This window comes from Streptomyces sp. RKAG337, assembly GCF_023701715.1.
Taxonomy (GTDB): Bacteria; Actinomycetota; Actinomycetes; order Streptomycetales; family Streptomycetaceae; genus Actinacidiphila.
The window spans coordinates 6,956,310-6,972,706 of the sequence record NZ_JAJOZA010000001.1 but is presented as its reverse complement, the minus strand read 5'-3'; the positions used below and the strand labels follow the sequence as shown (position 1 = coordinate 6,972,706).

Below are 16,397 nucleotides of genomic sequence, written 5' to 3'. Positions count from 1 at the left end.
AGAGCCTGAACAATCGGCGCCCATCGGTGACCGGATCCCGTGCTACGTTCGGCCGATGACCGATTCCGTCACTTTGGATCCGATCGATCTCGAGATTCTCCGGGTCCTGCAGAACGATTCCCGGACCACCAACCGCGATCTTGCGACGGCGGTCGGCGTCGCCCCGTCCACCTGTCTGGACCGCGTGGCGCGGCTGCGCCGCACCGGAGTGATCCTCGGCCATGAGCTGCGGCTGGATCCCGCGAAGCTCGGACGCGGTCTGGAGGCGCTGCTGTCGGTGCAGGTGCGGCCGCACCGCAGGGAACTGATCAGCCCGTTCGTGACCCGGATCCGCGCCCTCCCCGAGACGCGGGCGCTGTTCCACCTCACCGGCCCCGACGACTACCTCGTCCATGTCGCGGTGACCGGCACCGCCGACCTCCAGCGGCTGGTGATCGACGAGTTCACCTCACGCCGCGAGGTCGCCCGGGTGGAGACCCGGCTGATCTTCCAGCAGTGGGACTGCGGCCCTCTGCTGCCGCCCGTGCCGGGCGCCTGAAAGCCCGACCGCCGGCCCCGGACGGCCCCGCCGGCCTCGCGGGGCCCGCGGCGACAGGTACGTAGCCAAGAAGAATGATGACGCGGCGGCCCCGTTCATACGAGGATGGCCGTATGTCCACGAATACCAGCAGCCCGCTGCCCCGCCAGGTGGCCGACGCGTACGTCGACCACCTCATCGAACTCGACCCGATCATGGGTACCTACCTCGGCATCGCGCAGAGCAACTCCTTTCTGCCCGACTACTCCCCCGCCGGGACGAGCGCCGTCGCCGACCTCGCCCGCACCACGCTGGACCTGCTGACCCAGGCCGAGGCGCAGCCGGGCGCGGACACCGACGCGGAGCGGCGCTGCGCCCGGCTGCTGCGCGAGCGGCTCAACGCCGAACTCGCCGTGCACGAGGCCGCGGAAGGGCTGCGCGCGGTCAGCAACATCCACTCGCCGCTGCACTCGCTGCGCGAGGTCTTCAGCGTCACCCCGTCCGAGACCACGGAGGACTGGACCGCGATCGCCGCCCGGCTGCGCGCCGTCCCGGCCGCGCTGGAGGGCTACCGCGCCTCGCTCGCCGAAGGCCTCGACCGCAAGCTGCCGGCCGGTCCCCTCCAGGTGACGACCGTCATCGGCCAGCTGACCGGCTGGATCGGCACCGACAGCAGCTACTTCGGGACCATCGCCGCGCCCGGCCCCGAGGAGCTGCGCGGTGAGCTCGACGACGCCGCCGCCGGAGCCACCGAAGCCCTCGTGGCCCTGCGCGACTGGCTCCGCGACACCTACGCCCCGAGCGTCGAGGGCGCGCCGGAGACCGTCGGCCGCGAGCGCTACGCCCGCTGGTCCCGGTACTGGAACGGCACCGACCTCGATCTCGACGAGGCCTACGCGTACGGCTGGTCCGAGTACCACCGCATCCACGAGGAGATGAAGACCGAGGCCGCAAAGATCCTGCCCGGCGCGGCGACCCCCTGGGAGGCCCTGGCCCACCTGGAGGAGCACGGCACCCGCGTCGAGGGCGTCGAGGAGGTCAGGACCTGGCTCCAGTCGCTGATGGACGAGGCCATCGAGGCGCTGGACGGCACCCACTTCGAGCTGGCCGACCGCGTCAAGCGCGTCGAGTCGCGGATCGCGCCGCCCGGCGGCGCCGCGGCTCCTTACTACCTGCAGCCGTCGGAGGACTTCTCCCGCCCGGGCACGACCTGGCTGCCGACGATGGGCAAGACCAGTTTCCCCGTCTACGACCTGGTCTCCACCTGGTACCACGAGGGCGTACCCGGCCATCACCTGCAGCTCGCCCAGTGGACGCACGTCGCGGAGTCCCTCTCCCGCTACCAGGCGACCGTCGGTCTGGTCAGCGCGAACTGCGAGGGCTGGGCGCTGTACGCCGAGCGCCTCATGGACGAGCTGGGCTTCCTCACCGACCCCGAGCGCCGGCTCGGCTACCTCGACGCACAGATGATGCGCTCGACCCGCATCATCGTCGACATCGGCATGCACCTGGAGCTGGAGATCCCCGCCCACTCCCCGTTCCACCCCGGCGAGCGCTGGACGCCGGAGCTGGGCCGGGAGTTCTTCGGTCTGCACAGCGGCCGCCCCGCCGACTTCGTCGACAGCGAGCTGATCCGCTACCTCGGCATGCCCGGTCAGGCCATCGGCTACAAGCTCGGCGAACGCGCCTGGCTGACCGGCCGCGAGGCCGCCCGCAAGGCCCACGGCGACGCCTTCGACGCCAAGGCCTGGCACATGGCCGCCCTCTCCCAGGGCTCCCTCGGCCTCGACGACCTGGTCACCGAGCTCTCCGCCCTGTAGAAACCCGGCGGGGCCCCGGCCTCGCAAACGTTTCCGTGCGACGGCGGCGGATCTCTTCCGCCGCCGTCCGCGCGGAGCCGCCCCGGGCGCCGCCGGATGGTGCCGTCCGCGGCCGGTCTAGGCCGGGTCTGACAAATAGCGGCGTCCGCCCGGAGGGCGGGGCCCGGGGCGTCTGGTGCGTGCGATCGCAAGGCGGAGGGTCGTCCTCGTACCGGGGTACGTGGATGAGCCCGACAACTGGGGGCACCTCCCAGCGGTAGCTGGGGGAGAGCGTGCGTGCCAGGCGCCCCGGGCCAGGCGAAATTTGTCAGACACGGCCTAGGCTGCCCGCATGGGGGCCACCATCATCTTCTGCGCGGATCCGCTGAATCCGCGGCGACCGGACGTCCACTTCGCACCCGAGGCGCGGGCCGCCCGGGAACTGGGCCTGACGGTCGCGCTGCTCGACCACGACGCCCTGCTCGCCGGAGATCCGGCGACCGCCGTCGCCCGCGTCCCGCGCGGCACCGGGCCCGCCTGGTACCGCGGCTGGATGATCCCCGGTGACCACTACGGCACCCTGGCCCAGGCGCTCGACGCGCGCGGCTGCACGCTGCTGACGGATCCGGACCGCTATCGCGCGGCCCATGAACTGCCCGGCTGGTACGGCACGTTCGAGGAGCTGACGCCGCGCACCGTCTGGCTGCCCGTCGACACCGGCCGACCGCCGGACGCGGCGACGCTGGCCGCACTCACCGCACCGCTGGGCGGCGGCCCCGGCATCGTCAAGGACTTCGTCAAGTCCCGCAAACACGAGTGGGACGAGGCCTGCTACGTCCCCGACCTCGCGGACACCGCACGGCTCGCGGCCGTCACCGCCTGCTTCGTCGAGCGACAGGGCGACTTCCTCGCGGGCGGCGTCGTCATCCGGGCCTTCGAGCAGTTCACGGACACCGGCGAGGCACGGGTGTGGTGGCTGGACGCGGAACCCGTCCTCGTCACCGCGCACCCCGACACCCCGCAACTCCGCCCAAGGCCGGCGCTGGACCGGGTACAGCCGCTGGTGGCCGCCCTCGGCTGCCGCTTCGTCAGCACCGACCTCGCACTGCGGGCCGATGGACAGTGGCGGGTGATCGAGGTCGGGGACGGCCAGGTCAGCGATCTGCCGCGGGACGCGGACCCCGGGGCTCTGACCGGAAAACTCGCCTCCGTCCGATGACCCCGAGGGATACTCTGCAGATCCTTTGCCTTCTCCGACAGGACGGTTCCGATCCATGACCCTGCGCACCTCCCACCACGACGGCCGACACCTACTCGTATCCGGCCGGGTGACGCTGCGCGAGCAGCTGCCCGCCGACTGCGCGCAGCTGGCCGAGGGCAAGCCCGCCGAGCTCGTCTGGATCGACGGGATACCCGGCGAGGGCACGATGAGCGCCGCCGGGATGACGGTCCAGGCCGACGCGGCCGGAGTGTTCCAGCCCGGCTGGGGAGTGTTCGCGATCCAGCGGTCCGAGGACGGCATGGCGATCGGCGGCATCGGCTTCCACGGTCCCCCCACCGACGGCGTCGCCGAGATCGGCTACGACCTCTCGGTCTCCGCCCGCGGCGCCGGCTGGGCCACCGACGCCCTGCTGGCCCTGACCGAATGGGCCCTCGCCCGCCCCGGCGTCCGCGTCCTCCTCGCGACCACCGAACCGGACAACATCCCGTCCCAACGCGTCCTGGAACGAGCGGGTTTCACTCGCGTGGCGGACCACGGGGCGCTGCGCGCGTTCGAACTGGCCGACCCAGCGGCGTGAGCCGTCGCATCCTGCGTGTCAGCGCGCGAGGAGCAGCTGTCCGGCGCCCCAACACCCTCCATTGCGTGGTCGGTTGATCACCTAGCGTACTTGACGCCCGCTGCCCGAATAGGCGATGGTCGTGCAACCTGACGCAATCGACTAGGCATAGGAGCCTGGCATGGCGCTGCGGTTCATTGGGATCGATCCCGATACCGGACAGGGCAACTGCCCGACGGTGTGGGTCGATGAGGAGAAACTCGAAGTCGTGGTTCAGGGATGGAAGGTAGTCGATCCGTTGACACACGCGCGGTGTCTGGAGACCGGAGACATCCCGGACCATGAGACGGTCGTTCGTATCCCGGCGCGAATGGCGTCACAACTGACGGAGGCTGCGCGTGTTGTCGAAGAGTGTTCCCGACTTCGGGCCGCTTCTCAGGTCGGCTGAACGGTCCGCCGTTCACCTGGAGATGCACGACTCCTATGCCGTTGAAAGCGAAGCCGAGGAGTTCGCTCTCTGGCAGAGCGCGGGGCGACGCTGGGAGGGCGGACGGGCCGAGGCGTACTGGCGACCGTGGACGGATCTCGTAGCGGAGACCGTGGCCCGTGGCGTGGAGGTGCGCCGAGCACGCGTCGTGTCCGAGCCGGTCTCGGAATACATCCGGTTCGAGCACGCGGCAACGGACTGGAACGTCGGCGCCGGAGAGCGGGTGGCCTGGCTGCCGCGCCGCCTCGCGTCCGATCTCGCGCTGCCGGGCAACGACTTCTGGCTGATCGACGATCGCGCCGTCCGCTTCAACTTGTTCGCGGGTGACGGATCGCTCGTGGATCCCGATTACACGGAGGACCCACGCACGGTGGCGATGTGCGCCGATGCCTTTGCCGCCGTGTGGGAACGGGCCATCCCCCACGCCGAGTTCGTCCTCCAGTCCCCATAGTCAACGTACAGTCGGATCATGCCCGCGTCCCCTTCGTCCAGCGCTCAGGAGGCGCGTAGATCGTTGGCCGCGCGTCTCGGGGAGATCCGACGCGACGGGGGGCTCTCCGGCAAGGCTCTGGCCGCCCGCTGCGGCTGGAGCCCTGCCAAGGTGTCGCGTATCGAGAACGCCAAGACGCCTCCGTCGGACGCGGATATCCACGCTTGGTGCACGGCGTGCGGTGCGAAGGAGCGGGCCCCGGACCTCGTCGCGGCCAACCGGTCCGTGGATTCGCTGTATGTCGAGTGGCGTCGGATCCATCGCGATGGTCTTCGGCACAGCCAGAACGCCATGGTCCCGCTCTACGAGAGAACGCGCACGTTCCGCGTCTACTGCTCCAACGTCGTACCGGGACTTTTGCAGACCCCCGGATATGCGTCGGCGCTCCTCAGCACCATCACCGCGTTTCAGGGGACGCCCGACGACGTCTCGTCGGCTGTCGCGGCACGCATGGCGCGATCGAGGGTGATCCATGCGCCGCGACACACCTTCGCATTTCTCGTGGAGGAATCGGTACTGCGCAACAGGATCGCCGACCCATCGGTCATGGCCGGCCAACTGGGCTACCTGCTGGCCATCATGTCGCTTCCGTCGGTAGCGCTGGGCATCGTCCCGTTCACGGCGCAGCGCGGGATGTGGCCACTCGAGACGTTCATGATCTTCGATGACGACTCGGTGCAGGTGGAGTTGCTCACCGCCTTCGTGAACGTGGTGGCCCCCGGCGATATCGCGACGTACGGGCATGCGTTCACCAGCATGCAGGAATTGGCCGTCTATGGGTCGGCCGCTCGGATTCTGATCACATCCGCGATTGATGCCTTGGGATGAAGTGATGCAATCCCGTGCAACAACGTTGAGGTGCTCCAACTGACTTCCTTACGGTCGATGTATGACGGCCGTTCAGGCGCCGCACACGGCAGCGCCAGCGTCCCGTCGGGGGTCACCATGGATGAAGAGAACGCGCCGGAGATCGGCGCGCTCGTGATGGACAAGGCCGCAGACCGGCTCGGCTACGTCATGGATCGCCTGAACTCACTCGTGCAGCTGCGGCCGCCCAACGGCGGCACAGAGTGGGAGGCGGATCCCCGGGACATCGTTCCCGCGACGACCGGCGATCGACTTCAAGCGCGGGTGGTCGAGGACCGCGCGCGGAAGCGGGGTGGCTGACCTTGCGGGCCACGCGCGGATTGACGCTTCAGCGGCACCGGACGAAGGACACGCCCGCCGTGTTCGAGCTGCAGTGTGTCCGGTGTCTGGAGACATTGTCGTTGCAGGAGAGTCTTTCGACGGCTCAGGACTGGGCGCTGCGGCACGCCGGCCGGCAGCCGGCGCACACGCAGTTCTCCGAGCTGGCGCGTCGTTCCTGGATCGTCACGGGCGGCGGGGACTCCTGAAACCGCGGCCGCACGGCCGGTCAGCAGCCACAGGCTGCGTCGATCGGGGCGGTGAGGGGGTCCGCGGCGCGGTGGGCTTCGCCCTCGGAGGTCTCGAAGGGGTAGCCCTCGCGGATCCAGTACTCCATGCCGCCGAGCATCTCCTTGACCTGGTAGCCGAGGCTCGCCAGGGCGTGGGCGGCGCGGGTCGCGCCGTTGCAGCCGGGGCCCCAGCAGTACACGACGACCGGGACCGAGCGGTCCAGGAACTCCACGGCGAGCTGCGGGATCCCGGCGGTCGGGAGGTGGACGGCGCCCGGTACGTGGCCCTGGTCCCAGGACGCGGTGCTGCGGGAGTCGACGACGACGAAGCCGGGGTGCTCGGCCTGCAGACCGGCCGCGACGTCGGAGACGTCGGCGTGGAAGGCCAAGCTGGCGGCGAAGTAGGCGGCTGCGTCGGCGGGCGCGGCCGGGGGGACGCGGAGGACGGGGTTCTCGGAAACGATCAGCTGTGTCATGGCGGAAAATCTACGGAACCCGGACAGGACCGTGAAGTGAGATTCCCCGGCGGTTTTCTTGCTCGGCCGGGGTTTCCCCTGCTATTCATCGGTCATGACCAGTGAATCCCTCGACGCCACCGACTGGCGCATCCTGGAAGCCCTGCAGCGTGACGGCCGGGCCAGTTACGCCGAGCTGGCGCGGGCCGTCGCGATGTCGCCCAGTGCGGTGACCGAGCGGGTCCGCCGGCTGGAGGAGTCCGGGGTGATCACCGGCTATTCGGCGGTCATCGACCACGACCGGGTCGGTCTGCCGATCCTGGCCCTGGTGCGGCTGCGGTATCCGACCGGCAACTACAAGCCGTTCCACGACCTGCTGGCGTCGACGCCGGAGATCCTGGAGGCGCACCACGTCACGGGCGACGACTGCTTCGTCATGAAGGTGGCGGCCCGCTCGATGCGGCATCTGGAGGAGACCGCCGGCCGGATCTCGGGCCTCGGATCGGTCACCACCAGCATCGTCTACTCCTCGCCGCTGTCCCGCCGCCCGCTCACGTTGTGACGGGGGCGGTGGCACGGGCAGCGGCGCGCCCGGACGGGCCCTGCGCGACAGTGGAGCCCGACTGGCCCTTTATGACGCGCAGTTGGGCGGGAATCCGCTGCCGCAGGTCGGCGACGTGGCTGACGATGCCGACGGCACGGTCCCGTTCGCGCAGCGCGTCCAGGACGTCGAGCACCTCGTCCAGGGTCTGCTCGTCGAGGCTGCCGAAGCCCTCGTCGATGAAGAGGGTGTCCAGCCGGGTGCCGCCCGCCTCGTCGGTGACGACGTCCGCGAGGCCGAGCGCCAGCGCCAGGGAGGCGGAGAACGTCTCGCCTCCCGACAGCGTCGAGGTGTCGCGCTCGGTGCCCGTCCAGGCGTCGACGGCCCTCAGGCCCAGCCCGGACCGGGAGCGGCCCGCGCTCCTGGCGTCGCTGTGGACGAGGGTGTAGCGGCCCGACGACATGCGCTGCAGCCGGACGCTGGCCGCCGCGGCGACCTGTTCCAGCCGGGCGGCCAGGACGTAGGTCTCCAGTTCCATCTTCAGCTGGTTCTCGGTGGAGGTGCCGGCCGACAGGTCCGCCAGCCGCCGGATGCGGGCGTACTCGGCGCGGGCCGGGGCGAGTTCCGCGGCCTTCGCGGCGGCCTGCGCCCCGAGCCGGTCGAGGTCGGCGCCACGGGTCTGCGCGGCGGCGTGCGCGGCGGCCGCCTCGCGCAGCCGGGCGGTCGTGGTGTCGACGGCCGCCCGCGCCCGCGCCGGATCGGCGGCCGGCAGGGCGGCGGCGGCCGCGAGTCCCGGCGCGGCCAGATCGGCGGTGACGGCGGCCTCCTCGTCACGCCACTGCGCCACGAGGTGCTCCAGCCGCAGCCGCCGGTCGGGCGCGTACAGCGCGCGGGCCGCGTCGGCGGGGGTGTCGAAACCCGCGCGGAACGCCGCGTCGGACAGTGCCGCGTCGGCCTCCTTCAGCCGCTGGGCCCCGTCGTGCTCCCGGTCGACGGCCTGCGCGGCCGTCGCCAGCACCTCGACGTGCCGGGCCAGTTGCGATCGGCGGGCGGCCACGGTGGCGAAGCCGCCGCGCGCCCGCGACAGTTGCTCGGCGATGCGCTCGTACTGCTCGTCGAGCTCCTCGCGCCGCGAGGTCCGCGCCGCCGCATGGCTCAGTGCCTCGTGCCGCTCCGCGGTCCTGCGGTCGTGTTCCCGATCGGCCTCGCCGAGCGCCTCACGGGCGGCGTGGGTGTCGGCGGCGGCGCGCACCGTGAGCACGTACTCGCCGTCCAACGCGGTGTACGCGGCGGCCAGTTCGTCGACCGGGGTGTCGCCGGCCGCCGCCAGGGCCGCGTCCCGCCCGGCCCGCGCGCGGCTCAGCTCGTCCTGGACAGCGCTCTGCGCGGCGGACGCGCTCTGATAGGCGGCGTAGGCGGCGTCCTCGTCCTCGCGGGTGACCTGCCGGTCGGAGGGACGAGCCGGCTCGGGGTGTTCCGCGGAGCCGCACACCCGGCAGTTCTCGCCGGGCACCAGGGCGGCGGCCAGTTCCGCGGCGATACCGGAGATCCGCGCTTCGCGGGCGTCCTGCCAGGCCTCACGGGTGTCGGCGGCCCGGTCCCGGGCGGCGCGGTGCCGGTCCTCGGCCACGGTCAGGGCATGGGCGTAACGGTCACGCTCCCGGGCCGCGTCGAGGCGGCGGCGGGCCTGGTCGCGTTCGGCGTCCAGCGTTCCGGCGCGGGCCGCGGCGGTCTGCGCGTCGTCGACACGGCGCTGCAGCCGCAGCCGTTCCGGCTCCCAACCCGCCAGCCAGCCGTCGGCCTCCTGTACGGCCTCGTCGTCACCGCGCGCCTCGGCCTCCAACCGGTCGCGCCGGACCACCAGTTCTGCGGCGCGCTGCTCCAGCTCACCGGCCTCGGTGAGCGATCCGAGCTCCTCGCGCAACTGGTTGGCGGTCGTGGTGAGCTGCTCCGCGGCCGCCTCGGCGAGGTCGGCGGGGAGCTGCGCCCGCGCGGTGCGCCGGGCGGCGAGCGCCTGCTGGTGCTGTGTCGCGGCCTTCTCACGCAGTTCCAGGGCCGATTCGACACCGGAGGCGCGGTGCGCCCGCTCCAGCCGGGCACGCTGCTCGTCGCGTTCCGACCGCGCCCCGGCGATGCCGTCGGCCCGGCGGCGGGCGGCGGCGTACCGCTGCTGCAGGCCGTACAGCTCCTGGACGGCGCCGGCCTCGTCGCGGGCCCGGAGGTGCGCCTGTTCGGCCAGTTCCAGCGCGCTCACCGCGATGTCGTGGCGCTCGCGCGCGGTGGAGCGCAGCACCGCCGCCCACTGCAGGATCGGCGCGGCCAGGTCGGAGTGGACCGCCGGTGCGCGCGCCGGTACGTCCTCGGGCAGCCAGCCGTCCAGCGGCTCGGCCCCCGGGCCCGCCGCCTGGGCGAGGCGTCCGGCCAGGTTGTCCAGCTCCTGGTCACCGGTCTGGATCCGCTGTTCCGCGGCGCGGCGGCGCTCCTTGAGCCACTCCTCGACGGCCTTGAAGCGACGGGTGTCGAAGAGCCGGCCCAGCAGGGCGCCGCGTTCGGCGGCGGTGGCCCGCAGGAAGTTGGCGAACTCGCCCTGCGGCAGCAGCACGACCTGGCAGAACTGCTCCCGGCTCATCCCGATCAGCTGCTTGAGTTCCTCACCGATCTCCTGGTGGGACTTGGACAGCGCGCGCCACTCCCCGTCGCTGCGCTCCCGCAGCAGCGTGACGGCCTTCTCCTGCGTCGTCCCGGAGCCGCGCTTCTTCGGGCGCTGCTGCTCGGGCCGCCGGGTGATCTCCAGGTGCCGTCCGCCGACGTGCAGTTCGAGGACCACCTCGGTACTGAGGGCGGCGTCGGCGTGGTCGCTGCGCAGCCGGCTGGCCGGCCGGCTGCCGGGCACATCGCCGTACAGGGCGAAGCAGACGCCGTCGAGGATGGAGGTCTTCCCCGCACCGGTCGCGCCGTGCAGGAGGAACAGTCCGGCCGAGGACAGTTCGTCGAAGTCGACGCTCTCGGTGCCCGCGAAGGGGCCGAAGGCGGTGAGGTCGAGCCGGTGCAGCCGCATTGCTTACGTTTCCGTCCTTGCGTGGTGCGCGCGTACCGCGTCCAGGGCCTCGCGCAGCACCGTCCGTTCCCGCCCGTCGGGGCCCGAGCCCCGGACGTGGGCCACGAAGTCCTCGGCGATCTGCTGGTCGGTGCGGCCGCGCAGCCGCTGGGCGTAGGAGACCGCCGGGTCGGTGCCGGAGTTCTCGGGGTCGAAGGCGAGGCTGAGCACGTGCGGGAAGCGCTTGGCCAGGGCCGCCATCGGTTCCGGCGGGCGCAGCGCGTCGGTGAGGGTGGCCTCGACCCAGGCGGCCTCGTGACGCTCCAGCGCCGGATCGGCGAGCAGGTCGTCCAGGTGGCCGCGGATCCGGGCGATCGGGCGCGGTACCGGGCAGTCGACGCGCCCGGCGGTCACGGAGCCGTCCGGGTCGAGGTCGACCAGCCACATGCTCTTGCGGTGCCGCTCCTCGGAGAAGGAGTACGCCAGCGGCGAGCCGGAGTACCGGACCCGTTCGGTGATCGTCTGGCAGCCGTGCAGATGGCCGAGCGCCACATAGTCCACGCCCGCGAAGATCTCGGCGGGCACGGCCTCCACCCCGCCCGCGGTGATGTCGCGCTCGCTGTCGCTCGGCGCGCCCCCGGTGACGAAGGCGTGCGCCAGCACCACCGAGCGGGTGCCGGCCGGGCGGGTGGCGAGATCGGCGCGCACCCGGTCCATGGCCGCGCCCAGGACGGCGGTGTGGTCGGCCCGCTCGGCGTCGAACTCGGCTCGGACCAGCGCCGGTTCGAGGTAGGGCAGCCCGTACAGCACGGTGTCGCCGGTGGCGCCCGGCAGGACGACGGGGACCGCGCAGCCGGCCGGGTCGGTGCGCAGGTGGATGCCGGCGCGGCCCATGAGTCCTGCGCCGACGCCCAGCCGCCGGGCCGAATCGTGGTTCCCGGAGATCATCACCGTCGGGACGCCGAGGTCGGCGAGCCGGTGCAGGGCGTCGTCGAAGAGCTCGACGGCGGACAGCGGCGGCACCGCCCGGTCGTAGATGTCGCCCGCGACGAGCACCACGTCGACGGCCTCGTCGCGGACCGTACGGACGAGGTGGTCGAGGAAGGCCGCCTGGGCGGCGAGCAGGCTCTCCCGGTGGAACGAGCGTCCCAGATGCCAGTCGGAAGTGTGCAGAAGTCTCACTGGGGTGCTCCGACCTGCACGTTTATCTCTCCTCCACCCCAGAACCCGCACCGGACCAGCCTGGGGTCCAGCTGTCGGCACCGACCACGCTAGCGCCCGGACGCCCCTCATCCACCACGGACCTCGGTTTGTCATCGGTGCCGGGGCCGGACGGCGGGCGGTATTGCCGTGATCCGGTCCGTTACGAAACGATCACGCCAGGGGTGAACCAGTACCGAACACGCCCCGCCACCGACGCCCTTGGAGTGAGAAGTGCCGACATTCGAGATCACGGCCGCGAGCGCCGCCGACATCGGGCTGATGGCGGACTGGGCCGCCGCGGAGGGCTGGAACCCGGGCCGCACCGACGGCTCCGCCTTCTTCGCGGCCGATCCGCACGGTTTCCTGATCGGCCGCCTCGACGGTGATCCGGTCGCCTGCGTCTCGGTCGTCCGGTACGGCACCGATTTCGGCTTCCTCGGTTTCTACATCACCCAGCCGTCGCTGCGCGGCCAGGGCTACGGCATCCAGCTCTGGCGCGCCGGCATGGCGCGGCTCGCCGGGCGCAACGTCGGGCTCGACGGGGTGGTGGCCCAGCAGGAGAACTACCGCAAGTCCGGATTCCGCTCCGCCTGGAACAACATCCGCTACGAAGGCACTCCGGCCGCGGACGCGCCGGCGCCGGCCGGCGTCACCCTGGTGGACGCCCGCACCCTGCCCTTCGACCAACTCGCCGCCTACGACCGCCGCTTCTTCCCGGCGCCCCGCGACAGCTTCCTGGCCACCTGGATCGCGGCACCCCAGCGCACCGCGCTGGCCGCGGTGCGCGACGGGGAGCTGCAGGGTCTCGCCGTGCTGCGCGCGTGCCGCGAGGCCTCGCGCATCGGGCCGGTCCACGCGGACGCGCCGGAGGTGGCGGGCGCCCTGGTCGGCGCGCTGGCGGCGACCGTGCCGGGCGAGCCGGTGTCGATCGACGTGCCCGACATCAACAAGCCGGCGGTGCACCTCATGGAACAGCTCGGCCTGGCGCCGTCCTTCGAGACCGCCCGGATGTACACCGGCCCGGTGCCGGAGACCGATCAGGCCGGGATGTACGGCGTCACCAGCCTCGAACTGGGCTGAGCGTTCCCGGACCGGATCTACCGGACGGGACCGGACGGGGCTCAGGCGGGGTTCAGACGTCGACGAATTCGGTGCCGCCGGCCTCCACCGTGGCGGCACCGGAGGTGCTGTCGGCGACCCAGGAGCGGAACGCCGCCACCTCGGACTCGGGCAGCGCGATGTCGATCCGTACATCGGCGCCGTACCGCACACCGCGCACCGTCCGCCCGGCCGACCGCAGGTCGTTCTCCAGCTTGCCCGCCCGCTGGTGGTCGGCCGCGACCGTCAGCAGTGCGAGGCGCTGCCGCTCAACGGTGCCCAGTTCGTCGAGCGCGGCGGACACGGCGCCGCCGTAGGCGCGCACCAGCCCGCCGGCGCCGAGCTGGACCCCTCCGTAGTAGCGGGTGACGACGGCGACGACATCGCGCACCTCGCGGCGCAGCAGTACCTGCAGCATGGGGGTGCCCGCGGTGCCGCCGGGTTCGCCGTCGTCGCTGGCCTTGTGGATGCGGCCCTCGGCGCCGATGACATAGGCGAAGCAGTGGTGGGTCGCGCTCGGGTGCTCCTTGCGGATCTTCTGGATGAACGCCTGCGCGGCCTGCTCGCTGCCCGCGGGCGCCAGCGCGCACAGGAAGCGCGAGCGCTTGATCTCGCTCTCGTGCACGCCCTCGCGCCGCACCGTCAGATACCGGTCCACCATCCGGCCACCCTATGCCGCCCGCCGGGAATGGGCCGGGCCGGTCGCTCGTTGACCAGGCACGACGAGCGGGACACCCTCTGGAGGACGACGTGTACGGCGATGCTGCGACGGTACGGAAGATCCTGACGGAGACGGGTGACACCTGGGCGGTGGTCGGTCTGTCGAACAACGAGGCACGGGCCGCCTACGGGGTCGCGCGGGTGCTGCAGCGCTTCGGCAAGCGGATCGTTCCCGTCCACCCCAAGGCCGAGACCGTGCACGGCGAGCAGGGGTACGCCTCGCTCGCCGACATTCCGTTCCCGGTCGACGTGGTCGACGTCTTCGTCAATTCCGAGCTGGCGGGCGCGGTCGCCGACGAGGCGGTGGCGGCCGGGGCGAAGGCCGTGTGGTTCCAGCTCGGGGTGATCGACGAGGCCGCGTTCGAGCGGACGCGGGCGGCCGGTGCGGAGATGGTCATGGACCGCTGCCCGGCGATCGAGATTCCGCGCCTCGGCTGACGCGCGATACCGGGCCAGGAAGCCTACGGTGGCGGGGTGAGCAAGGACCGAAAGCCTCCGCCGCCGCCCTTCGGGCTCGATGAGAAGACCTACGCCGATCTGTGGTTCTACGCCCTGCCGGTGCTCGGCTTCGTGCTGGCCTTCGGGGTCTTCGCGGTGCTGCTCGGGGTGCTGCCCGACCAGTGGTGGGGTGAGGTACTGGCGGCCGTGGTCGCGGTGGGCGTCGGTGTGATCGTGGTGCGGGCGGGACGGCGGCTGCACCGGTCCCTGCACGCGGCGGACGAGGACCGGTCCGGCGGACCGCCGGACCGGCGCTGACCGCAGTCGCTCAGATACCGAGGCCTTCGAGGACGACCGCGCCCGGCAGCGCGGCGAGCACCTTGCCCGGCACGATCAGCTTGCCGCGCCGGGCGCCGCTGCCGATCACCAGGTACGGGGCGTCGACGACGGCCGCGTCGATGAGCAGCGGCCAGTCGCCGGGCAGGCCGACGGGGGTGATGCCGCCGTACTCCATGCCGGTGGCACCGGTCGCGGCGTCCATCGCGGCGAACGAGGCCTTGCGGGCGCCGAGATGGCGCCGGACCACGCCGTTGACGTCGACGCGGGTGGTGGAGAGCACCAGGCACGCGGCGAGCGTGACGTCCTGGCCGCGCTTGCCCGCGACGACCACGCAGTTCGCCGAGGCGTCCAGGAGGTCGGCGCCGTAGGTCTCGACGAAGACGGCGGTGTCGGCCTTCTCGGGGTCGGTGTCGACGTGGAGCATCTCGGCGGTCACCGCGGCGGCCACCGGAGCCGGGAGCAGGTCGAGCCGTTCGGTGGCGGGGTGGGCTTCGTCGAAATTGCCGATCGGTGCGCGCATACCTGGAAACGTAACAGGCGTCACCTGGGCGGCGGGACGGCGATCGCGAGCGTCATCTCGGCCGGGACCTGACCCGCGTTGTGATAGCCGTGCGGCACATGGGCGTCGAAGCTCGCGGTGGTCCCGGAGGGGACGCGGTACTCCTGGCCTTCGACGACGAGCGTCAGCTCGCCCGCGTCCACCCGGATCAGTTCGGCGCTGCCGGGCGGGTGGGCGTCGGAGTCGTGGCCCTCGCCGGGCATGAGCCGCCAGGACCACAGTTCCAGCGGGCCGGGTGCCTCGGTGCCGGCCTGGAGCGTGCCGTAGCTGCCGGCCGGGGTGCTCCACAGCGGTACGGCGCGGTCGGCGGGGACCAGCCGGACCTGGGGGCTGTCGGCGTAGTCCAGGAGGTTGGCGATGCTGATGCCGACGGCGTCGGCGATGCGCACCACCGTGCCGATGCTGGGGTTGGTCCTGGCCTGCTCGATCTGGATGATCATGCCCCGGCTGACGCCCGCGCGGGCGGCGAGCGCGTCGAGGCTGTATCCGCGCTCCAGCCGCAGCCGCTTGACGTTGCGGGCGAGCGACTGGGCGACGATTTCGAGGTCCGGCACGCTTCCGTCCAATATTATGAATGACAGAGTTCATTTGAGTGCACTACGGTGTGGTGTACCAACACGTTCATCACACTGTACTGCGGGGGAAGTCCCATGACAGCGGTTCTCGCGCTCGCCACCAGCCTGCTCTGGGGGCTCGCCGACTTCGGCGGCGGGCTGCTCACCCGCCGGCTGCCGGCGCTCGTCGTGGTCGTCGCCTCGCAGATCGCCGCCGCCCTCGTCCTCGGTGTCATCGTCGTGGCGACCGGGGCGTGGAGCGAGATCGGCCCGCAGCTCTGGTACGCCGTCGCGGCCGGTGTCGTCGGACCCGTCGCGATGATCTGCTTCTACAAGGCCCTCGCCCAGGGCCCGATGGGTGTGGTCTCACCGCTGGCCACCGTCGGCGTCGTGATACCGCTCGGCGTCGGACTGACGCTCGGCGAACGCCCCGGGCTGCTGCAGTACGGCGGGATCGCGGTGGCCGTCGTCGGCGTCGTCCTGGCCGGCGGCCCGCAGCTGCGCGGCGCGCCCGTGCAGCGGCAGACGGTGCTGCTCACCCTCGTCGCCGCCTTCGGTTTCGGCTCGGTGTTCGCGCTCATCGCCGAGGCGTCCTCGACGCTCACCGGACTGTTCCTCGCGCTCTTCGTCCAGCGGGTGTGCAACTCGCTGGTCGGCGGAGCGGCGCTGGCCGTGGCCGTACGGCGTGACCCGGCCGCCGCCCCCGAGGGCGGCATGGCCGTGGTGTGGGCCGCCATGCCGGCGCTCACCCTGGTCGGCCTCGCGGACGTCGCGGCGAACGGCACGTACTCGCTGGCCGCCCAGCACGGCCCGGTCACCGTCGCCGCGGTGCTCGCCTCGCTCTACCCGGTGGTGACGGCGCTCGCCGCCCGGGGCTTCCTCAAGGAACGGCTGCTCGCGATCCAGGCGGCGGGCGCGGGACTCGCGATGGCCGGCACGATCCTGCTCGCGGCGGGATAGCCGGGCC

At 72.1% G+C, this 16,397-nt stretch carries 20 protein-coding genes; 14 read left to right on the top strand and 6 right to left on the bottom strand.

Features of this window, described 5'->3' with window-relative positions; genetic code table 11:
- Window positions 1-55: 55 nt before the first annotated feature.
- The 9 genes from LNW73_RS30830 (at window position 56) to LNW73_RS36840 (ending at window position 6,465) form a co-directional block, all read left to right on the top strand.
- Window positions 56-538: an Lrp/AsnC family transcriptional regulator gene (locus LNW73_RS30830; RefSeq protein ID WP_250974396.1), complete on the top strand. Its 483-nt coding sequence runs from the start codon at window positions 56-58 to the stop codon at window positions 536-538.
- Window positions 539-651: 113 nt separating this feature from the next.
- Window positions 652-2,337 (top strand): DUF885 domain-containing protein, encoded by a 1,686-nt coding sequence (locus tag LNW73_RS30825; protein WP_250992185.1) that lies wholly within the window; start codon window positions 652-654, stop codon window positions 2,335-2,337.
- A gap of 331 nt (window positions 2,338-2,668) precedes the next feature.
- Window positions 2,669-3,535 carry an ATP-grasp domain-containing protein gene (locus LNW73_RS30820; protein ID WP_250992184.1) on the top strand — a complete coding sequence of 289 codons (867 nt, stop codon included), beginning with the start codon at window positions 2,669-2,671 and terminating at the stop codon, window positions 3,533-3,535.
- Window positions 3,536-3,590: 55 nt separating this feature from the next.
- The gene (locus LNW73_RS30815) at window positions 3,591-4,115 is read left to right on the top strand and encodes a GNAT family N-acetyltransferase (protein WP_250992183.1); all 525 of its coding nucleotides are present in this window, start codon (window positions 3,591-3,593) and stop codon (window positions 4,113-4,115) included.
- A 160-nt stretch (window positions 4,116-4,275) separates the two neighbouring features.
- Entirely contained in the window at window positions 4,276-4,542 is a 267-nt protein-coding gene (locus LNW73_RS30810) for a hypothetical protein (protein WP_250992182.1), read from the top strand.
- Window positions 4,496-5,032, top strand: a complete 537-nt coding sequence (locus LNW73_RS30805) for a DUF6879 family protein (protein ID WP_250993089.1) — start codon at window positions 4,496-4,498, stop codon at window positions 5,030-5,032. The genes LNW73_RS30810 and LNW73_RS30805 overlap by 47 nt, the downstream gene beginning before the upstream one ends.
- 18 nt (window positions 5,033-5,050) lie before the next feature.
- Complete coding sequence (locus LNW73_RS30800; protein ID WP_250992181.1) at window positions 5,051-5,899, top strand: helix-turn-helix domain-containing protein; 849 nt, start codon at window positions 5,051-5,053, stop codon at window positions 5,897-5,899.
- A 117-nt stretch (window positions 5,900-6,016) separates the two neighbouring features.
- Entirely contained in the window at window positions 6,017-6,238 is a 222-nt protein-coding gene (locus tag LNW73_RS30795; RefSeq protein ID WP_250992180.1) for a hypothetical protein, read from the top strand.
- A complete protein-coding gene (locus LNW73_RS36840) occupies window positions 6,142-6,465 on the top strand; it encodes a DUF7848 domain-containing protein (protein ID WP_441349486.1) in 324 nt (107 codons plus the stop codon). Before LNW73_RS30795 ends, LNW73_RS36840 begins: the two co-directional genes overlap by 97 nt.
- A 20-nt stretch (window positions 6,466-6,485) precedes the next feature.
- Here the strand turns inward: LNW73_RS36840 and LNW73_RS30785 are convergent, their stop codons facing one another.
- Entirely contained in the window at window positions 6,486-6,962 is a 477-nt protein-coding gene (locus tag LNW73_RS30785; RefSeq protein ID WP_250992178.1) for a rhodanese-like domain-containing protein, read from the bottom strand.
- A 94-nt stretch (window positions 6,963-7,056) separates the two neighbouring features.
- Here LNW73_RS30785 and LNW73_RS30780 point away from each other — a divergent pair, with 94 nt between their 5' ends.
- Window positions 7,057-7,503 (top strand): Lrp/AsnC family transcriptional regulator, encoded by a 447-nt coding sequence (locus tag LNW73_RS30780; protein ID WP_138357223.1) that lies wholly within the window; start codon window positions 7,057-7,059, stop codon window positions 7,501-7,503.
- On the opposite strand, the gene LNW73_RS30775 is transcribed toward LNW73_RS30780, so the two are convergent.
- Window positions 7,493-10,540, bottom strand: coding sequence for an AAA family ATPase (locus tag LNW73_RS30775; RefSeq protein WP_250992177.1), 3,048 nt, complete (start codon window positions 10,538-10,540; stop codon window positions 7,493-7,495). The genes LNW73_RS30780 and LNW73_RS30775 overlap by 11 nt on opposite strands.
- A gap of 3 nt (window positions 10,541-10,543) precedes the next feature.
- Complete coding sequence (locus LNW73_RS30770; protein WP_250992176.1) at window positions 10,544-11,701, bottom strand: exonuclease SbcCD subunit D; 1,158 nt, start codon at window positions 11,699-11,701, stop codon at window positions 10,544-10,546.
- Window positions 11,702-11,953: 252 nt separating this feature from the next.
- On the opposite strand from LNW73_RS30770, the gene LNW73_RS30765 reads away from it, so the two are divergent.
- Entirely contained in the window at window positions 11,954-12,802 is an 849-nt protein-coding gene (locus LNW73_RS30765) for a GNAT family N-acetyltransferase (protein ID WP_250974407.1), read from the top strand.
- Window positions 12,803-12,854: 52 nt separating this feature from the next.
- On the opposite strand, the gene LNW73_RS30760 is transcribed toward LNW73_RS30765, so the two are convergent.
- Complete coding sequence (locus tag LNW73_RS30760) at window positions 12,855-13,481, bottom strand: YigZ family protein (protein WP_250992175.1); 627 nt, start codon at window positions 13,479-13,481, stop codon at window positions 12,855-12,857.
- Window positions 13,482-13,570: 89 nt separating this feature from the next.
- Here LNW73_RS30760 and LNW73_RS30755 point away from each other — a divergent pair, with 89 nt between their 5' ends.
- On the top strand, window positions 13,571-13,978 hold the full coding sequence (locus tag LNW73_RS30755) for a CoA-binding protein (RefSeq protein WP_250992174.1): 408 nt from the start codon (window positions 13,571-13,573) through the stop codon (window positions 13,976-13,978).
- 36 nt (window positions 13,979-14,014) lie between these two features.
- Window positions 14,015-14,296 (top strand): hypothetical protein, encoded by a 282-nt coding sequence (locus LNW73_RS30750; protein ID WP_250992173.1) that lies wholly within the window; start codon window positions 14,015-14,017, stop codon window positions 14,294-14,296.
- Between the two features lie 10 nt (window positions 14,297-14,306).
- Here LNW73_RS30750 and LNW73_RS30745 read toward each other — a convergent pair whose 3' ends face one another.
- Both LNW73_RS30745 and LNW73_RS30740 read right to left on the bottom strand, forming a co-directional pair.
- Window positions 14,307-14,837 (bottom strand): YbaK/EbsC family protein, encoded by a 531-nt coding sequence (locus LNW73_RS30745; protein ID WP_250992172.1) that lies wholly within the window; start codon window positions 14,835-14,837, stop codon window positions 14,307-14,309.
- Window positions 14,838-14,857: 20 nt separating this feature from the next.
- Entirely contained in the window at window positions 14,858-15,430 is a 573-nt protein-coding gene (locus LNW73_RS30740; protein WP_250974412.1) for a cupin domain-containing protein, read from the bottom strand.
- A gap of 96 nt (window positions 15,431-15,526) precedes the next feature.
- On the opposite strand from LNW73_RS30740, the gene LNW73_RS30735 reads away from it, so the two are divergent.
- Window positions 15,527-16,390, top strand: coding sequence for an EamA family transporter (locus tag LNW73_RS30735; RefSeq protein ID WP_250992171.1), 864 nt, complete (start codon window positions 15,527-15,529; stop codon window positions 16,388-16,390).
- The last annotated feature ends 7 nt before the right edge of the window (window positions 16,391-16,397 follow it).

Bases quoted from the DNA above. Each gene is read 5' to 3' on its own strand.
- LNW73_RS30830 (WP_250974396.1), top strand. From the start codon at position 56: ATGACCGATTCCGTCACTTTGGATCCGATCGATCTCGAGATTCTCCGG.
- LNW73_RS30825 (WP_250992185.1), top strand. From the start codon at position 652: ATGTCCACGAATACCAGCAGCCCGCTGCCCCGCCAGGTGGCCGACGCG.
- LNW73_RS30820 (WP_250992184.1), top strand. From the start codon at position 2,669: ATGGGGGCCACCATCATCTTCTGCGCGGATCCGCTGAATCCGCGGCGA.
- LNW73_RS30815 (WP_250992183.1), top strand. From the start codon at position 3,591: ATGACCCTGCGCACCTCCCACCACGACGGCCGACACCTACTCGTATCC.
- LNW73_RS30810 (WP_250992182.1), top strand. From the start codon at position 4,276: ATGGCGCTGCGGTTCATTGGGATCGATCCCGATACCGGACAGGGCAAC.
- LNW73_RS30800 (WP_250992181.1), top strand. From the start codon at position 5,051: ATGCCCGCGTCCCCTTCGTCCAGCGCTCAGGAGGCGCGTAGATCGTTG.
- LNW73_RS30795 (WP_250992180.1), top strand. From the start codon at position 6,017: ATGGATGAAGAGAACGCGCCGGAGATCGGCGCGCTCGTGATGGACAAG.
- LNW73_RS30785 (WP_250992178.1), bottom strand. From the start codon at position 6,962: ATGACACAGCTGATCGTTTCCGAGAACCCCGTCCTCCGCGTCCCCCCG.
- LNW73_RS30780 (WP_138357223.1), top strand. From the start codon at position 7,057: ATGACCAGTGAATCCCTCGACGCCACCGACTGGCGCATCCTGGAAGCC.
- LNW73_RS30775 (WP_250992177.1), bottom strand. From the start codon at position 10,540: ATGCGGCTGCACCGGCTCGACCTCACCGCCTTCGGCCCCTTCGCGGGC.
- LNW73_RS30760 (WP_250992175.1), bottom strand. From the start codon at position 13,481: ATGGTGGACCGGTATCTGACGGTGCGGCGCGAGGGCGTGCACGAGAGC.
- LNW73_RS30745 (WP_250992172.1), bottom strand. From the start codon at position 14,837: ATGCGCGCACCGATCGGCAATTTCGACGAAGCCCACCCCGCCACCGAA.
- LNW73_RS30735 (WP_250992171.1), top strand. From the start codon at position 15,527: ATGACAGCGGTTCTCGCGCTCGCCACCAGCCTGCTCTGGGGGCTCGCC.